This is a genomic window from Pseudomonas sp. NPDC089569 (genome assembly GCF_050280625.1).
In the GTDB taxonomy this organism is placed as follows: Bacteria; Pseudomonadota; Gammaproteobacteria; order Pseudomonadales; family Pseudomonadaceae; genus Aquipseudomonas.
In genome coordinates, this window is record NZ_JBNNVQ010000005.1 from 1 (window position 1) to 16,414 (window position 16,414).

Annotated in this window: 11 protein-coding genes and 1 pseudogene; 7 read left to right on the top strand and 5 right to left on the bottom strand. The window is 59.8% G+C overall.

Annotation, left to right across the window (positions count from 1 at the left end):
* Nucleotides 1-96: 96 nt before the first annotated feature.
* The 5 genes and pseudogenes from clpX to ACQKP2_RS04005 all read left to right on the top strand — a co-directional run.
* Nucleotides 97-1,005 (top strand): annotated as a pseudogene (gene clpX, locus ACQKP2_RS03985) (ATP-dependent Clp protease ATP-binding subunit ClpX); the annotation flags it as partial.
* Nucleotides 1,006-1,250: 245 nt separating this feature from the next.
* On the top strand, nt 1,251-3,647 hold the full coding sequence (gene lon, locus ACQKP2_RS03990) for an endopeptidase La (RefSeq protein ID WP_427574528.1): 2,397 nt from the start codon (nt 1,251-1,253) through the stop codon (nt 3,645-3,647).
* Nucleotides 3,648-3,796: 149 nt separating this feature from the next.
* Nucleotides 3,797-4,069: an HU family DNA-binding protein gene (locus ACQKP2_RS03995; protein ID WP_002552737.1), complete on the top strand. Its 273-nt coding sequence runs from the start codon at nt 3,797-3,799 to the stop codon at nt 4,067-4,069.
* 232 nt (nt 4,070-4,301) lie between these two features.
* A complete protein-coding gene (locus ACQKP2_RS04000; protein ID WP_427574531.1) occupies nt 4,302-6,173 on the top strand; it encodes a SurA N-terminal domain-containing protein in 1,872 nt (623 codons plus the stop codon).
* A 203-nt stretch (nt 6,174-6,376) separates the two neighbouring features.
* On the top strand, nt 6,377-7,204 hold the full coding sequence (locus tag ACQKP2_RS04005) for a DUF2242 domain-containing protein (protein ID WP_427574533.1): 828 nt from the start codon (nt 6,377-6,379) through the stop codon (nt 7,202-7,204).
* A 343-nt stretch (nt 7,205-7,547) separates the two neighbouring features.
* Here ACQKP2_RS04005 and ACQKP2_RS04010 read toward each other — a convergent pair whose 3' ends face one another.
* From ACQKP2_RS04010 to ACQKP2_RS04030, 5 genes are all read right to left on the bottom strand, one after another.
* Complete coding sequence (locus tag ACQKP2_RS04010; RefSeq protein ID WP_427574535.1) at nt 7,548-8,588, bottom strand: AraC family transcriptional regulator; 1,041 nt, start codon at nt 8,586-8,588, stop codon at nt 7,548-7,550.
* A 3-nt stretch (nt 8,589-8,591) separates the two neighbouring features.
* Complete coding sequence (locus tag ACQKP2_RS04015) at nt 8,592-9,722, bottom strand: carbon-nitrogen hydrolase family protein (RefSeq protein ID WP_427574537.1); 1,131 nt, start codon at nt 9,720-9,722, stop codon at nt 8,592-8,594.
* Between the two features lie 169 nt (nt 9,723-9,891).
* The gene (locus ACQKP2_RS04020; protein ID WP_427574539.1) at nt 9,892-10,557 is read right to left on the bottom strand and encodes a TetR/AcrR family transcriptional regulator; all 666 of its coding nucleotides are present in this window, start codon (nt 10,555-10,557) and stop codon (nt 9,892-9,894) included.
* A 41-nt stretch (nt 10,558-10,598) separates the two neighbouring features.
* Nucleotides 10,599-11,927 (bottom strand): spinster family MFS transporter, encoded by a 1,329-nt coding sequence (locus tag ACQKP2_RS04025; RefSeq protein ID WP_427574541.1) that lies wholly within the window; start codon nt 11,925-11,927, stop codon nt 10,599-10,601.
* Complete coding sequence (locus tag ACQKP2_RS04030; protein WP_427574543.1) at nt 11,924-12,907, bottom strand: flavin reductase; 984 nt, start codon at nt 12,905-12,907, stop codon at nt 11,924-11,926. Before ACQKP2_RS04030 ends, ACQKP2_RS04025 begins: the two co-directional genes overlap by 4 nt.
* Nucleotides 12,908-13,076: 169 nt before the next feature.
* Here ACQKP2_RS04030 and ACQKP2_RS04035 point away from each other — a divergent pair, with 169 nt between their 5' ends.
* Nucleotides 13,077-14,540, top strand: coding sequence for a coniferyl aldehyde dehydrogenase (locus ACQKP2_RS04035; protein ID WP_427574741.1), 1,464 nt, complete (start codon nt 13,077-13,079; stop codon nt 14,538-14,540).
* A gap of 47 nt (nt 14,541-14,587) precedes the next feature.
* Nucleotides 14,588-16,240, top strand: a complete 1,653-nt coding sequence (locus ACQKP2_RS04040) for a methyl-accepting chemotaxis protein (RefSeq protein WP_427574545.1) — start codon at nt 14,588-14,590, stop codon at nt 16,238-16,240.
* Nucleotides 16,241-16,414 lie beyond the last annotated feature (174 nt).

Below are 16,414 nucleotides of genomic sequence, written 5' to 3' on the forward strand. Positions count from 1 at the left end.
GGGGATACCGATCAGGGCGCAGAATACGATGGCCGTTGTGATCAACGACAGCGTGGTCATCGCCTCCGACCACACCCCCAGTATCGCGATCGCCATGGTAAGACCCTGCTTGCCGAGACACTGGCTCGTTTGCTGAACGTTCCGTTCACCATTGCCGACGCAACGACCCTCACAGAGGCCGGTTACGTAGGTGAAGATGTCGAGAACATCATTCAGAAACTGTTGCAGAAGTGCGATTACGACGTGGAAAAGGCCCAGATGGGCATTGTCTACATCGACGAAATCGACAAGATTTCGCGCAAGTCTGACAACCCGTCGATTACCCGGGATGTTTCCGGTGAAGGCGTGCAACAAGCCTTGCTCAAATTGATTGAAGGTACGGTCGCTTCCGTTCCGCCTCAAGGCGGTCGCAAGCATCCACAGCAAGAGTTCCTTCAGGTCGACACGCGTAACATCCTGTTCATCTGCGGTGGTGCATTCTCCGGTCTGGAAAAGGTCATTCAGAACCGTTCCACCCGTGGTGGCATCGGTTTCAGCGCGGAAGTTCGCAGCAAGGAAGAAGGCAAGAAGGTCGGTGAGTCCCTGCGTGAAGTCGAGCCTGACGATCTGGTCAAGTTCGGCCTGATTCCGGAGTTTGTCGGTCGCCTGCCGGTCCTGGCCACCCTGGATGAGCTCGACGAAGCTGCGTTGGTGCAGATTCTGACCGAGCCGAAAAATGCCCTGACCAAGCAGTACGGCAAATTGTTCGAGATGGAAGGCGTAGACCTGGAGTTCCGGGCCGATGCACTCAAATCGGTCGCCAAGCGCGCGCTGGAACGCAAGACCGGCGCTCGTGGTCTGCGTTCGATTCTCGAAGGCGTATTGCTCGACACTATGTATGAAATCCCCTCGCAGTCCGAGGTGAGTAAAGTAGTGATCGATGAAAGCGTTATAGAAGGCAAGTCCAAGCCACTGTATATCTATGAAAACAGTGAGCCCGCTGCCAAGGTTGCGCCAGACGCTTGAGTGTCGCGCAGCCGGTACAAAGAAGGGGCCTTCGGGCCCCTTTTTTGTTGGGGGCGGCTTGGGCCGGAGCCCGGCCGCAACCGAGCCGGTTTTTCGGCGTTAGGCTGAATCACATGCGCTGCGGCAAGCAGTGATCTTCCAAGTCATTTTTTTATCCGCTTGTTTTTTTCGAAACTAGCCCCCATCTTGGTTTCAAGTTTACTTTCATCTGTTTCCGGCCCAAGGGCCGCCGTAGAGGCGAAATCATGAAGACAACCATCGAATTGCCTCTCCTGCCATTGCGTGATGTCGTGGTTTATCCGCACATGGTTATCCCGCTGTTCGTGGGGCGCGAGAAGTCCATCGAAGCCCTCGAGGCCGCGATGACGGGCGACAAGCAGATTTTGCTGCTGGCTCAGAGAAACCCCGCTGATGATGATCCCGGTGAAGACGCACTGTATCGCGTGGGGACGATTGCGACCGTTCTGCAGCTTTTGAAGCTGCCTGACGGTACAGTCAAGGTTCTGGTCGAGGGCGAGCAGCGGGGCACCGTGGAGCGCTTCAGCGAAGTGGACGGCCACTGCCGTGCCGAAGTCTCGCTGATCGAAGAGGCCGACGCGCCCGAGCGCGAGTCCGAAGTGTTCGTTCGCAGCCTGTTGTCACAATTTGAACAATATGTGCAGTTGGGTAAGAAAGTCCCGGCTGAAGTCCTGTCGTCGCTTAACAGCATCGATGAGCCTGGGCGCCTGGTTGATACCATGGCCGCACACATGGCCCTGAAGATCGAGCAGAAGCAGGAAATTCTCGAAATCATCGATTTGTCGGCCCGGGTCGAGCACGTACTGGCGTTGCTGGATGCCGAGATCGATCTGCTGCAAGTCGAAAAACGCATTCGCGGTCGCGTCAAAAAGCAAATGGAGCGCAGTCAGCGCGAGTACTACCTGAACGAGCAGATGAAGGCCATTCAGAAAGAGCTCGGTGACAGTGACGAAGGCCACAATGAAATCGAAGACCTGAAAAAGCGAATCGATGCCGCTGGCCTGCCCAAAGACGCGCTTGCCAAGGCCCAGGCCGAACTCAACAAGCTCAAGCAAATGTCGCCGATGTCCGCCGAGGCGACTGTCGTGCGTTCGTATATCGACTGGCTGGTTCAGGTGCCGTGGAAAGCTCAGAGCAAGGTGCGCCTGGATCTGGCCCGCGCCGAAGACATTCTCGATGCCGACCACTATGGCCTGGAAGAAGTCAAAGAGCGCATTCTCGAATACCTCGCCGTGCAAAAGCGCGTGAAGAAAATTCGTGGCCCGGTGTTGTGCCTGGTGGGTCCTCCAGGGGTGGGTAAAACCTCGCTGGCGGAGTCCATCGCTCACGCCACCAATCGAAAATTCGTCCGTATGGCCCTTGGTGGCGTGCGTGATGAAGCGGAAATTCGCGGGCATCGTCGAACCTACATCGGTTCGATGCCGGGAAGATTGATTCAAAAGATGACAAAGGTCGGCGTCCGCAACCCGCTCTTCCTGCTCGATGAAATCGACAAGATGGGTAGCGACATGCGAGGCGATCCTGCGTCGGCGTTGCTGGAAGTGCTTGATCCCGAGCAAAACCACAACTTCAACGATCACTATCTGGAAGTCGATTACGATCTGTCCGATGTGATGTTCCTGTGCACGTCGAACTCCATGAATATTCCACCGGCATTGCTGGACCGGATGGAAGTGATTCGTCTGCCGGGCTACACCGAAGACGAGAAGATCAACATCGCCGTCAAATACCTTTCGCCCAAGCAGATTCAGGCCAACGGGCTGAAAAAAGGCGAACTGGAATTCGACGAGGAAGCGATTCGCGACATCATCCGCTACTACACCCGCGAGGCCGGTGTACGGGGGCTGGAGCGTCAGATTGCCAAGGTTTGCCGCAAGGCGGTCAAGGAACATGCACTGGAAAAACGCTTTTCGGTGAAAGTGACTGCTGACGAGCTGGAGCACTTCCTGGGCGTGCGTAAATTCCGTTACGGCCTGGCGGAACAACAGGACCAGATCGGTCAGGTGACCGGGCTGGCATGGACTCAGGTAGGCGGCGAGTTGCTGACTATCGAGGCGGCTGTCGTGCCCGGCAAGGGCCAGTTGATCAAGACAGGTTCCCTGGGTGATGTCATGGTCGAATCGATCACGGCTGCCCTGACGGTTGTTCGTAGTCGCGCCAAGAGCCTGGGTATTCCCCTGGACTTCCACGAGAAACGCGATACCCATATCCACATGCCTGAAGGGGCGACGCCGAAGGACGGCCCTAGTGCTGGCGTAGGCATGTGCACGGCGCTGGTTTCGGCATTGACCGGCATTCCGGTGCGTGCGGACGTAGCCATGACCGGTGAAATCACCTTGCGTGGTCAAGTGCTGGCGATCGGTGGCTTGAAGGAAAAACTGCTCGCCGCTCACCGGGGTGGAATCAAGACTGTGATCATTCCCGAAGAGAATGTTCGCGATTTGAAGGAAATTCCTGACAATATCAAGCAGGATCTCCAGATTAAACCGGTTAAATGGATTGACGAGGTCCTGCAAATTGCGCTGCAATACGCGCCGGAGCCCTTGCCGGATGTGGCTCCGGAGATTGTCGCGAAGGATGAAAAACGCGAGTCCGATTCTAAGGAAAGAATTAGCACGCATTAGTACGTATTTGCCTGGGGGGCTTCCTTGACAGCTTTTTAGAGCCCTTGTTATAAAGCGGCTCTTAAGTGTCTGTAGGCCATTCAGCACTCGTTTTTGCTTTCACCAAAAAAACTTAGAATCATACTCAAATAGATATAAGGGGACTTAGAGTGAACAAGTCGGAACTGATTGATGCTATCGCTGCATCCGCTGATATCCCGAAAGCTGCTGCTGGCCGCGCGCTGGACGCTGTAATCGAATCCGTCACTGGCGCTCTCAAGGCTGGCGACTCTGTTGTTCTGGTTGGTTTCGGCACCTTCTCCGTCACCGATCGTCCAGCTCGCATTGGTCGCAACCCGCAGACCGGCAAGACACTGGAAATCGCAGCAGCCAAAAAACCAGGTTTCAAAGCTGGTAAAGCCCTGAAAGAAGCTGTCAACTAAGTTCGCTTCAGGTTTTACCTTTCCGGGTCGGGGTCATGCCTGATCCGGCAGCGGAGCGGTAGTCCAGTCGGCAGAACGCCGGTCCGAGACGCCGAGGCTCGAGAGTTCGAGTCATCGGTCCGCTTCGCCAGTTACGAGAAGGCGCATCCTCGGATGCGCCTTTCTTCTATCCGGATTCTACCCACGCTCCACGGTTGCCTAATTGTGAAGTTCAACCGTTTATGGGGGACGCATGCTGCAGAATATCAGGGACAATTCACAAGGCTGGATTGCCAAGACCATTATCGGGGTCATTGTTGTACTGATGGCCCTGACCGGTTTCGATGCCATTTTCAAGGCCGCGACGCACAAGAATGAGGCGGCGAAGGTCAATGGCGAAGAGATCAGTCAGAACGAGCTGAGCCAGGCGGTCGACATGCAACGTCGCCAGCTGATGCAACAGTTGGGCAAGGACTTCGATGCTTCCTTGCTTGATGAAAAGATGCTGCGCGAATCAGCCCTCAAAGGCCTGATCGATCGCAAGCTGTTGTTGCAAGGCGCAGAGAGTTCGAAATTCGCTTTCTCCGAAGGCGCATTGGACCAGGTCATCCTGCAAACACCGGAATTCCAGGTCGATGGCAAGTTCAGCCCTGAGCGCTTCGACCAGGTCATTCGTCAACTCGGCTACAGCCGCATGCAATTCCGCCAGATGCTGGCTCAGGAAATGCTGATCGGCCAGTTGCGCGCCGGTGTCGCAGGCAGTGGCTTTGTGACCGATGCACAGGTGCTGGCATTTGCCCGTCTGGAAAAACAGACGCGCGATTTCGCTTCCCTGAACATCAAGGCCGATCCGGCAGCCGTAAAGCTGTCCGACGACGAGGTCAAAGCTTATTACGACGAACACGCCAAGGAGTTCATGACGCCGGATCAGGTGGTCATCGACTATCTGGAGCTGAAGAAGGCTTCCTTCTTTGATCAGGTCAGCGTCAAGGACGAAGACCTGCAAGCGGCGTATCAGAAAGAAACCGCGAACCTGTCCGAGCAGCGCCGGGCAGCGCACATTCTGATCGAAGTGAACGGCAAGACCACCGAAGCCCAGGCCAAGGCCAAAATCGAAGAAATTCAGGGGCGCCTGGCCAAAGGCGAGAGTTTCGAGGCCCTGGCCAAGGAATTCTCCCAGGACCCGGGCTCGGCGAACAATGGCGGTGACCTCGGCTATGCAGGTCCTGGTGTCTATGACCCGGCCTTCGAAAAGGCGCTTTATGCCTTGTCCAAGGATCAGGTTTCCGCACCGGTTCGCACCGACTTCGGGTTCCACCTGATCAAGCTGTTGGGTGTACAAGCGCCTGAAGTGCCGACATTTGCCAGCCTGAAGGACAAGCTGACGCGCGAATTGAAGGCCCAGCAGGTCGAGCAGCGTTTCGTCGAAGCGACCAAGCAACTGGAAGATGCTTCCTTCGAAGCTTCCGATCTGGCTCAGCCGGCGCAGGATCTGAAACTGACCGTTCACACTTCTGCACCGTTCGGGCGTGAAGGCGGTGAGGGTATTGCCGCCAACCGTGCCGTGATCACTGCGGCGTTCAGCCCGGAAGTGCTGGATGAGGGCGCCAACAGTACCGCCATCGAACTCGACCCTGAAACCGTGGTTGTGTTGCGGGCCAAGGAACACCTGAAGCCTGCGCAACTGCCGCTGGAAAAGGTGGCCGGTCCGATTCGCGTGCAATTGGCCAAGGAGCACGCCAGTGCTGCGGCCAAGACCCGCGCTGATGAGCTGATCGCCAGCCTGCGCGATGGCAAGACTCCACTGGACAAGGCAATCGACGGCCAGAGCTGGAAAGTTACCGAAGCGGCAACCCGTGCTCAGGAAGGTGTCGATCCTGCGGTGCTGCAAGCATTGTTCCGCATGCCCAAGCCTGCCGCCAAGGACAAGCCGACCTTCTCCAGCGTGACCTTGCCTGATGGCAGCCTGGTGATCGTGCGTCTCAACGGTGTCAACGAAGCCGCTACGCCGACTGACGAAGAAAAGGCTCAATATCGCCGTTTCCTCGCTTCGCGCGTGGGGCAGCAAGACTTTGCGGCCTACCGCAAGCAGCTGGAAAGCCAGGCCGATATCAAGCGTTTCTGATGCCAGCCTGAGTGTTGAGTGATACGGGAACCCCGGCCGAATGGCCGGGGTTTTTTGTTGGGGGGGCGGGGCGACAAACGTGCGGGACTTTTGCCTGATATCGGAGTCAACACTCCTGTAACTGTTTTAAGACACAATCGATGCGCCGCTAAGCATCTTTCTGTTGCACAATACGCCCCGAACCGTTTTCCTCAGGATGTTCAATGTTTAAATCATTTCCCATGCGTGTTGCCGGGCTGGCACTGGTACTGGCCGCCGCGGCCGGGTGCTCATCGAAAAAAGCCGCCATCTATGAGCATGAGAACTTCGACGACTCCGGAACATTTTCCCGCAACTATCCGGTGACCGATTCGGCTTCCTGTGAGGCCGCACGTCGGGCGTTGCTGAGTCAGGGCTACATCATTACCAGCAGCGATCCGAAACTGGTCAGCGGACACAAGAGCTTCCAGCAGACCGGCGAGACCCACATGGAAATCAGTTTCAGTGTGGTCTGTGCCGAGGATGGCAGCGCCGGGCATCACGCCACGGTGTTCGCCAACGCCCTGCAGGACCAGTACGCGCTGAAGAAGACGAACAACTCCGCCAGTCTCGGGGTGGGTGTACTGGGTTCCGTATCGATGCCGATCGGTTCATCGGATGATTCGATGGTCAAGGTGGCGAGCGAAACCGTGACCTCGCACAAGTTCTACGAGCGTTTTTTCACGCTGGTCGAACTGTTTCTACCCAAGGAAGCGAAAGAAGCGGCGCATATCACCGAAAAGCCGAAAACCGAACTGGGCATGCCAGAACCCAAGGCTGCACCGGCTTCATTGACGCCGGATGCCGGTGCAGCAGCTGCACCGGCCGCTGAAGCGGCAAAGGAGTCGCCAGCGTCCGAACCGGTGGCTCCACCGGCTGAAGCCGCGCCGATTACCGCGACCCCGAGCGCCGAGCCGGCACCTGCAGCGCAAATCATCACGCCACCGGCCAATCCGAGCGACATGCCGCCACCGGCAGAGCCGATCAAGGCCATGCCTATCACCGGCCAGTGATCGGCATCGGGAGACCGGGTGATTTCGTACCTGTCTCCCGACGACGGCAAAAAGCTTGACCCGCATCAATCAGGTCGCTGTCCAGCGGCCTGTATCGAAAATTTCCTGTGATAAATTCCTGACCGGCTGCTACGTTTATCCAGTAGCGACGAAGTGTCGTGTTCGCGTCACTTTTTCTTAACGCGGGCACTTTACGCTCAAGGTGTTGGTCTCTTGTTCAGATATTTTTCAATGAGCGTTGGGGGATTCGAAAATGGATGATTATCAAGAAGAGCTGCTCGAGTACCAGGCGTTTGAACTGGATCCCCTGGAACCGGCCGAAGACGCTACCGAGCTGTAAACGTCAGACGGATTGGCGATGACTGCGGCGAAATTCGCCAGGCGTCTGACCGGTCCAGCGCTTGAAGGCGCGTTGAAAGGCTTCGGCTGAAGCGAAGCCCAGCAGATAGGCGATTTCTCCGAAGGCCAGTTCGGTATCGCGTATGTAGGTCATGGCCAGGTCGTGGCGAGTGTCGTTGAGAATTGCACGAAACTGCGTGCCTTCCTCGGCGAGCTTGCGGCGCAAGGTCCAGGTGGGCAGCTTCAGGCGTGCCGCCACTTCTTCCAGGCCGGGCTCCCGGCCACCATTGAGCATTGGGCCCAGTAGCCGGGTGATGCGTTCACGCAGGCTGCGGGTGCGTGTCAGTTGCTCAAGCTCGCGCTCACACAACTCAAGCAAATGTCGCCAGGTACTCGGACAGTGTACCGGGTTGCGCTGGGCGAGGCTGGCCAGGCTCAAGCGCAATTGGTTGTGCTCGGCGCCAAAGTGGATCGGACAGTCGCCCAGCGCGTCATAGTCTGCGCGGTAGTCAGGTACCTCGAATTCGATATCGATGCGTTCGGCGCGAAGCGGGGCAGGGCTCACGCTGGACAACTGGTGTAACCAGCCGGCGATGATCGAATCCACCACGAAGCGGTTATAGCTGTTGTAAGGGCTGATGGAGTAGAAGCGCAGCCAGGCGCCCTGAGGATCTTCGTGAAAGCTCGATTGGCCGCGATAGTTGGAGCCATACAAGGCTTCGAAGCGGGTCAGGCAGCGCGCGGCTTCGCGCACCGTCGGCGCCTGGGCCGCAGTCACTCCGGCCAGGCCGACCTGGCTCAGGCGGCTGAGTTGTCCCATGCGCAGGCCCAGTGCCGCACTGCCGGTCAACTGAATGGCACTATGGCCCAGGCGCATGTAGCGCGGAATCGAGAGCCGGGCACCGGCCTGGCTGAGTCGCGCCGCGTCCAGGCCGTATTGTTCAAGCAGAGGCTGTGGGTCCGCGCCGTGACTGCGAACGGCGTCGACCAGGCTGTGAACGAAGCCCACCGACAGGTCACCCAGACGCATGGGCTGGGGTTTCATGGTTTACAACCAGAGGTTCAGCAGGCGCGCACCACGGGCGTTGCCGTCTGCGAATTGCTGACCGTTGCTGTTGAGAAAGCTCTGCCCGGCACTGGCCTGATCCCAGAACTGCCCGCGCAGGAACACGCTCATGCCGGCAATCGCCAGACTGGAGGGCGGTTGGGCAGTCAGTGTCAGGCGATGCCAGGCCTGGCCTTCGCTGAGCTCTCCGGTCTTGAGATTGACCGAAGCCGGTGCCGGGGAGCCCCTGTAACCGCGCCATGGTTGATCCCAGGTACCGCGACCGGCGATGAAGGCCGGCACGGCGACGATCCGGGCCTGCTGCTCGTCGAGCTTGCGATAGTTGTCCGGGTACCAGCTGTCACTGCCGATCAGAACGCCCAGGCGCCCGGCCGGCGTGTCGACGACATTGAGGGTTTGCTCGCGATTGGCCTTGATCGCGTCCTGTTGTTCGAACGCCGGGTGCATTTGCCGTTGAGGCTGGCCTATCGGCACACCATCGCGGCCAAACACCACGCTGCTGTTGAACAGTGCACCGCGACCGGCCTTCAGGGTGCCGTCGACGATGCTGGGTTCGGGCAGCACGATGGAGCCCGCGACCAGCGTCACCTGGAATTCTTTCGCCAGACCGCCGAACAGTGCCTGGTAGTCCTTGGCCATGCCCCTGGCCTTCATGCGCAGGTGGGCGTCATCCAGGCGACTTCCGCCTTCGGCGCTGATGAGTGCACGGACGAACTTCAAGGGGTTGCTCACAGCCAGCCAGTTCATGGCCTCCTTGAGTGTCGTGGCCTGATACAGCTCATCCTTTTCGCCGCTGACCATCAGCCAGGTACCCACGTGTTCCGGCAGCACGACGATGGTCTTTTCGTTCAACAGACCCTGGTCCCGTGCTTTTTGCAAGTAAGCCGCAAGTTTGCGATGCAGGCGTTCGGGGCTTTGATAGTCGGTGGGGAAAAGCTCGGGCTGGATGCCCAGCAGGTTGCCACGGTCGGCGGGGGTGCCCTGATCGATGGCCAGTTCGATGCGCAGATCCGAAAGGTAATGGCCCACCGGGCGGTCCGCGGCCCACATGGCGTAGGTCGTGAGAGCGGCGATCAACGCCATGGAGAGTGTCAGGTACAGAAGTTTACGCATTGGGAGCAGTCAGCGGCCGTGTGCAGGCATGGGTTTTCTCTGAGGGCTCAAGGTTACTGTAAAACAACGGCTTAACAGGTTTTTTTCACCATATTGCGCGTTTTATTTGCGCTGGACGATCCATTGCGCGCACATGGGAGGCTGGCCAGGCGAAGGGGGCGGGTGTATTTCATTCCGTTCTGTCATTTCCTGCGTGCAGCGCGATCGTCGACAGTCGTGTTGTGGCATTGCTGCTGCCCTGGTTCTTCCTGCTGCCTGCGATCAGGCACATCAACACATCCGTGAGTGTCTGCGCGAGTTGTGATTCGGTCGCTTCACGGCTGTACCACTGTGACTGTCCAAACAGCATGACGATGGCCGCGTTGGTGGTTGGGCAACAGTCACTTCCAGGCTTGCCCTTGACACCCTGCTCGTCGGCGATGATTGCACCTAACACGGACGCGTATTTGTTTTTCAGCTGGATTATCGGCTGTTGCTGCTCTTCATTGAGGTTCGCAAACTCGCGGGTCATCAGCGCCAGTCTGCAGGGTTCATTGAAGCTGAACGCGACGAAGGCTTGAATGAACAAGCGCAGCCGCGCGCGTGGACTTCTGGCGCCTTTGATCCGATGCAGCGTTTCCTGCAACAAGTCCGACAGCGCGGATTCGATGAGTTCGAACAACAGCGACTGTTTGTTTTCGATGTGATGGTAAAGCGATCCGGCATGCAGTCCCAGGTGGCTCGCCAGATCTCGCAAGCCGACTGCCTGGAACCCGCGTGTCGCAAAGAGTTCAGCCGCGGCGTCAAGAAGCCGGTCGCGAGCGCTGGGGACTGGATGGGCTGATGCGGTGGTCATGGTTATCCGATCCATCGACTGGAAAATGAGTACGTCGAGCGTTATTGCCCGTGGCGGTAGTTCGTGGTGCCGGCATGGTGCGCAGTGCGCCGCAGCAACAGCACTGCGCAAAGCACCGGCAGATTGACCAGCAGCAGTGCAAAGCGCAGCGACTCCTGGCCATACAACGGCAGCAACAGGTCACTGAACAAACCTGTGATCAGCGGTCCGACACCAACCCCCAGCAACGTACTGACGATGGTTTGCAGCGCCATGGCCGTACCGCGTCGGCTGGCGGGTACCAGTTGAGTGACGAGGTTGTAGGACGGAGCGACCCACCACACGGCAAAGAAGGAATAGAGTGCGCACCAGAGCATGGCACTCGGAATCGGCACGTCACCCAGGCGCACCAGCAGGGAACCGGACCAAAGCAGGTAGGGGACCAATGCGCACAGGGCTGCCAGATGGCCCAGTACCGGAATGGAAATTTGCCAGTGAGGGTGGCGACGATTCAGACGATCAGCCAACCAGCCACTGAACAGGCCGCCGATCCCGGCCGAGATGCCGCAGATGACCCCGGCCAGCAAACCGGCATGTTGCAGTGAAAGGCCGTGGGAGCGCACCAGGAAACTGGTGTTCCACATGCCGATGGCATAGGAGCTGAGCGTCGTCAGGCCGCCAGCAAGGACCAGGCAGCGGTAGGCCGGCAATGCCCAGAGCTGGCGTGCCTCGGCGCTCATGCCCAGCAGTGCCGGTTGTGCCGGAGCGTGGGGTGTGAGGTCCCAGCGGCCCCGCTGCGGATCCCGCACGACAAAGGCCAGGATCGCGCTGAACGCCAGGGCCGGTACGCCAAGGGCGATGAACCCGCTGCGCCAGCCATAGTGTTCCACCACCCAGGCCCCGATACTCAAGCCGATGATCGAGGAGAAGGTCGGTGCCGCCGTAAAGCAACTGATGGCGAACGAGCGTCGTTGTGGTGGATAGAGGTCGGCGATCAACGACAGCGAGGCTGAAGTGGTCGGCGACTCGCTGACGGCAACCAGCATCCGTGCCATGGCCAGTGCCAGGAAGCTGCCGGCAAACCCGCAAGCCATGGTCGCCACTGCCCATAGCAGGCAGGACATCGCCAGCAGGCGGATACGCGGCATGCGATCCACCAGCCGTCCCGCCGGCAAGCCCATGAGCGCATAGACCGCCGCGAACGCCAGGCCCGAGATCAAGCCGATGGCGGTGTCGCCCACCGCGAATTCGGCTTTGATCGGCTCGACCATGACCGCGAGTATCTGTCGCCCGACAAAATTGTCGGCAAACACCAGGGCCAGCAGTAACAACAAGCCGTGGCTGCCCCAGCCGCTCCTGACCGGCGACAGCACGTCAGCCCGGGCAGTCATCTTGGTGCCCACAGGTCAGGCAGGCCAGGGTCACTGACGACGATCAGACGCTTGAGCAAAACCTTCAGGGCTTGTGCATCGGCGGCGCCCAGTTTGGCCGAGAGATCTTCTTCCACGGCCTTGGCCAGCGCCAGTTGGTGCAATGAAACCTCGCGACCCTGTGCAGTGAGGACAAAGCGCAGCGATTCTGGCGGACCCTCGAATGCCACCAGACGCTGGCGTTCGAGAAAACGCATGCTGGCCAGCGTCACGACGCGACCTGTGTAATTGACGAAGGTGTTGATTTCATCGAGGGTCAGATTGTCGCGGATGCACAGAATCGACAGCACGAAAAACGTCTGCTCGTCCAACTGCTGACTGCTCAATAGCTGGCGCAGTGCATTGAGTGCCTGATAATGCGCGCGTCCCAGCAAGTAGCCGAGCAAGTCTTCGGTGTAGCTGCATTCGGGGGGAGGCGGTGTGGTGGCCAGACGCAGTTCGCTGCGTGGCTTGCGCGTTGCCAGGGCATATTGGCCGCTCTGGAATGCAAGCGGTGCGCGATCGCTGTGGTCGAAAGCGAGCACTTCACCGACAAAGATCACATGATCGCCGCCTTCATACTGGAAGGCGGTGCGGCACTGGAAACGCGCCGTACAGTCCTGCAGCAGCGGCGCCTCGCTGACACCATTGTCCAGTTCGATTTCGGCGAACTTGTCCTCGCCCTGGGTGGCGAATCGACCCGACAGGGTTTCCTGTTCCGTGGACAACACGTGCACGTTCCAGTGCTTGCCGCTGCTGAATACCGGCAGGCTGCGGGCCTGTTTGGACAGGCTCCAGAGCACCAGCGGCGGGTTGAGCGAAACCGAGTTGAAGCTGTTGGCGGTGATACCCACCGGCGAGCCGTCTTCACTCTGGGTGGTGATGATGGTGACCCCGGTGGTGAATGTGCCGAGCGCGGCACGAAATGCCTGGGGATCGAAACTGACGTTTTGCGTTGCCATGACTGGCCTCATGGAGTGGGGTTTTCGTATGGCCAGTATTGGGCGTATGCAGGCACCGAACATCGTCTCAACGGACTAACGCCAATGCAGGGCCTCGTCCGATTGGACGAGGCGGGGCAGGTGGGCACGACGCTAGGGTGGCGTCAGGCGCATCGGGCGCTCAACGGCCATCGAGCCAACCTGCAAGGGGATAACAATGAGTTCAGCCACGACTTCCGTTCAGGACCTTTCCAGCCTGCTGGCGCGACAGAAAAGCGCCTTTGCCGATGCTGGCCATGTGGACGCCGACACTCGCCGCCAGCGACTCCAGCAAGTGATCGATCTGCTGGTCAATCACCATGAGGCACTGACCACGGCGATCGACCTGGACTTTGGCGGGCGGCCCGCCGGCTTCTCGCTGATGAATGACGTGCTCGGTGCCCTGGCATCGCTCAAGTATGCCCGTGATCATCTGCAGGGCTGGATGCAGGACGAACCGCGCCAGGTCTTCAGCCCTTACGATCAACTCGGTGCCACGTCCTGGGTCATGTATCAGCCCAAGGGCACAGTGGGCATCCTGGGTACCTGGAACGCGCCGTTGTTCACCTTGTTCAGTCCGCTGGCCTCGGCCCTGGCCGCCGGCAACCGGGCCATTCTCAAACCTTCGGAAGTGGTGCCGCGCACGGCTGAACTGGTGGCGCGCCTGTGCGCCGAACACCTGGACCCGCTCGTCGTGGCAGTGGTCAATGGCGGTCCGGAGTTGGGCGAGGCCTTCAGCAGTGAGCCGTTCGATCACCTGGTGTTCACCGGCAGCACGGCCGTCGGGCGTCGGGTGATGGGCAATGCCGCGAAAAACCTGGTGCCCGTTACCCTGGAGCTGGGCGGCAAATCACCCGTGATCATTTCGCAAAGCGCCGACCTCAACAAGGCCGCGTTCAGCATCGCCGCGGGCAAGGCGTGCAATGGCGGGCAGATTTGCATCAACCCGGATCTGGTGTACGTGCCCAGGGCCTCGCTTGAAGCCTTCCTCGATGCGTTGCGCAGTGCCTATCGCGATCTCAACCCGACCGTGGCCGGCAACCCGGATGTGGTGGCTGTCGTCAATCAGCGTCACCTGGAGCGGGTCGAGGGCCTGGTTCGCGATGCCGAGTCGCGCGGTGCACGCATCGAGTGCCTGCCCGAACCTTTGGCCGTGGATGCGCGGGACCGTCGTCGTCCGTTGCGGGTGGTGGTGGACCCGGCCCCGGACAGCCTGATCATGCACGAGGAAATCTTTGGTCCGGCCATGGTCGTGCTCGGTTATGACAACCTCGATCAAGTCATCGCGCAAATCAACGGCCGACCACGTCCGCTGGCGCTGTACTACTTCGGCGAGGATGTGCAGGAGCAACGCCATGTGCTGGAGCACACCCTGTCCGGCGGGGTTACCCTCAACGATGTGATGATGCACGCGGCCATGCACGATGCGCCGTTCGGTGGCATCGGCGCTTCGGGCATGGGGCACTACCACGGTCGTGAGGGTTTTCTCGAATTCAGTCACATGCGTACGGTGTTCAAGGCATCGGCCCACGACCCGCGTCGCGAATGGGGTCTGTTGCCACCCTATGGAGAGCACTATCTGGCGGCCATGCAGGCCGGGCTCACTCGCGACTGATTCCGGCGCGGGGGTAACCCCGCACTGCAGGAGACTGGCCATTGAACATGTTCAAGGCAATTACCATCGCCCAGCGCCTGTGGCTCTGGGCGCTGTTGGCTACGTTGTTGTTCGTGCTGGCGGTGGTGTCCGGTGCGTATGGCTTGCAGCAGGCACGCGACAGTCTGCGAGCCATTAACGAGGACAACCTGGCGACATTGTTGATGTTCGGCGATATCGAGCACCGCCTCGATGAAAGCCGGCGCCTGGTGCTGCTGGCGATCCAGCACGACCCGGAGGGCCCGCTGGTGGCCGCATTCGACCGTCCGGTGGAGGCGACACTCAGTGCCATCGAGAGCAACGACCGGGCGCTGGCCGAGGCCTGGACGAGCTATCGCCAACGCACGTTGAACGGTGAGGAGTTGCAGGCGGCGCAGGCGTTCGACCAGCACTATCAGGCTTGGCAGGATGAGTTGGGCATCCTCCTGGAGTCCTTGCGCGCGGGTGATTTTCGTCTGTCGGGCATTCTGTCCTTCCTGCGCATGGCTGAACCCGAGGGCACTGCCGCCGTGGTCGAGCTGGGCAAATTGCAGGCCTTGCAGAAGGCCGATGCCGCACAAGCCTACGAGGCGGCACAGCGCCGCTATCGCACGACGCTGTTGGCTTACCTGGCCCTGGCAGTGACGGGCGGACTGGCGGGCAGCCTCACCGCGTTTTCCACCTTGCGTCGCCTCAAGCGCGCCTTTGCCCAGGCCGGTGCCAGCGTGCGGGCGATTGCCAGCGGTGACCTGTTGCAACCCATCGAGATCAAGGGTGCCGATGAGTTCGCCCTGATGCTGCGCGACATCGCCCTGATGCGCGACAGCCTGCACGGGCTGATCTCGCAGATGCGCGAATTGGTCCAGCAGGTCAGTCGCGAAGCGGCACACATGGCCGAATCAGCGGAGCTGGCCTCCACCGCGACCCAACAGCAGGCGGACGCGGTGCAGGGGATATCCCGGGCGGTGGAAGACCTGTCGGGGTCGATCAGCGAAGTGGAAAACCATGTCGGCGTGTCGCGCGACATCACCCAGCATTCGGCGGGACGCTCGGGAAAAAGCGAGGGCTTTATCCGCGACATGGCCCTGGAGATGAACCGCATCAGCGACGTGATCAGCGACACGGCCGTGCACATTCGTGAGCTTGAAGGGTATTCCGCGGAAATCAGCCATGTGCTCAAGGTGATACGCAGCATCGCCGAACAAACCAACCTGCTGGCCCTGAACGCCGCCATCGAGGCGGCACGGGCCGGCGAGGCCGGTCGCGGGTTCGCCGTGGTCGCCGACGAAGTGCGCTTGCTGGCGCGGCGCACCGCCAGCTCCATCGGAGAAATCGACCTCACGGTGCAACGTATCCAGGAAGGCACGCTGGCGGTGGTCGATGGAATGGGCCGGGTTGTCAACCGTGTACGCGATGGCGTCAACCTGGCCCATGAGGCCGGCGATTCGGTGGCACAGATTCGCAGTGGCACCGATGACGTGATTCGCAGTGTCGACACCATCGCCATCGTGATTGCCGAGCAGGTGCGGGTCACGCGGGAAATGGTCAGCCGGGTCGAGAGTGTCTCCAGCGGCACCGGCGCGCTGTCGGCCAATGCCGGGCGCAGCGCGACAGCCGCCTCGGACCTGGAACAACTGGCGCGGGCACTGGACCAATTGTCGGCGCGTTTCAACGTGGCTTGAACCAGATATGCCCGCTCGCTCCTAAGGGCGAAGAACAATAACGCCATGCAACAGATGCACCGCGGCATCTGCGTCGCCTGTAGGAGCCAGGCTCGCCGGCGAAGAACGATGGCGCATTGCAACAGGTACACCGCAGCACCTGGTTCGCCTGTAGGAGCCAGGCTTGCCGGCGAA

What these genes read in the sequence shown, in the direction of transcription:
- ACQKP2_RS04015 (WP_427574537.1), bottom strand. Translation starts at nt 9,722, where the DNA reads ATGCGTAAACTTCTGTACCTGACACTCTCCATGGCGTTGATCGCCGCT.
- ACQKP2_RS04025 (WP_427574541.1), bottom strand. Translation starts at nt 11,927, where the DNA reads ATGACTGCCCGGGCTGACGTGCTGTCGCCGGTCAGGAGCGGCTGGGGC.
- ACQKP2_RS04005 (WP_427574533.1), top strand. Translation starts at nt 6,377, where the DNA reads ATGTTTAAATCATTTCCCATGCGTGTTGCCGGGCTGGCACTGGTACTG.
- ACQKP2_RS04040 (WP_427574545.1), top strand. Translation starts at nt 14,588, where the DNA reads ATGTTCAAGGCAATTACCATCGCCCAGCGCCTGTGGCTCTGGGCGCTG.
- ACQKP2_RS04000 (WP_427574531.1), top strand. Translation starts at nt 4,302, where the DNA reads ATGCTGCAGAATATCAGGGACAATTCACAAGGCTGGATTGCCAAGACC.
- ACQKP2_RS04030 (WP_427574543.1), bottom strand. Translation starts at nt 12,907, where the DNA reads ATGGCAACGCAAAACGTCAGTTTCGATCCCCAGGCATTTCGTGCCGCG.
- lon (WP_427574528.1), top strand. Translation starts at nt 1,251, where the DNA reads ATGAAGACAACCATCGAATTGCCTCTCCTGCCATTGCGTGATGTCGTG.
- ACQKP2_RS04010 (WP_427574535.1), bottom strand. Translation starts at nt 8,588, where the DNA reads ATGAAACCCCAGCCCATGCGTCTGGGTGACCTGTCGGTGGGCTTCGTT.
- ACQKP2_RS04020 (WP_427574539.1), bottom strand. Translation starts at nt 10,557, where the DNA reads ATGACCACCGCATCAGCCCATCCAGTCCCCAGCGCTCGCGACCGGCTT.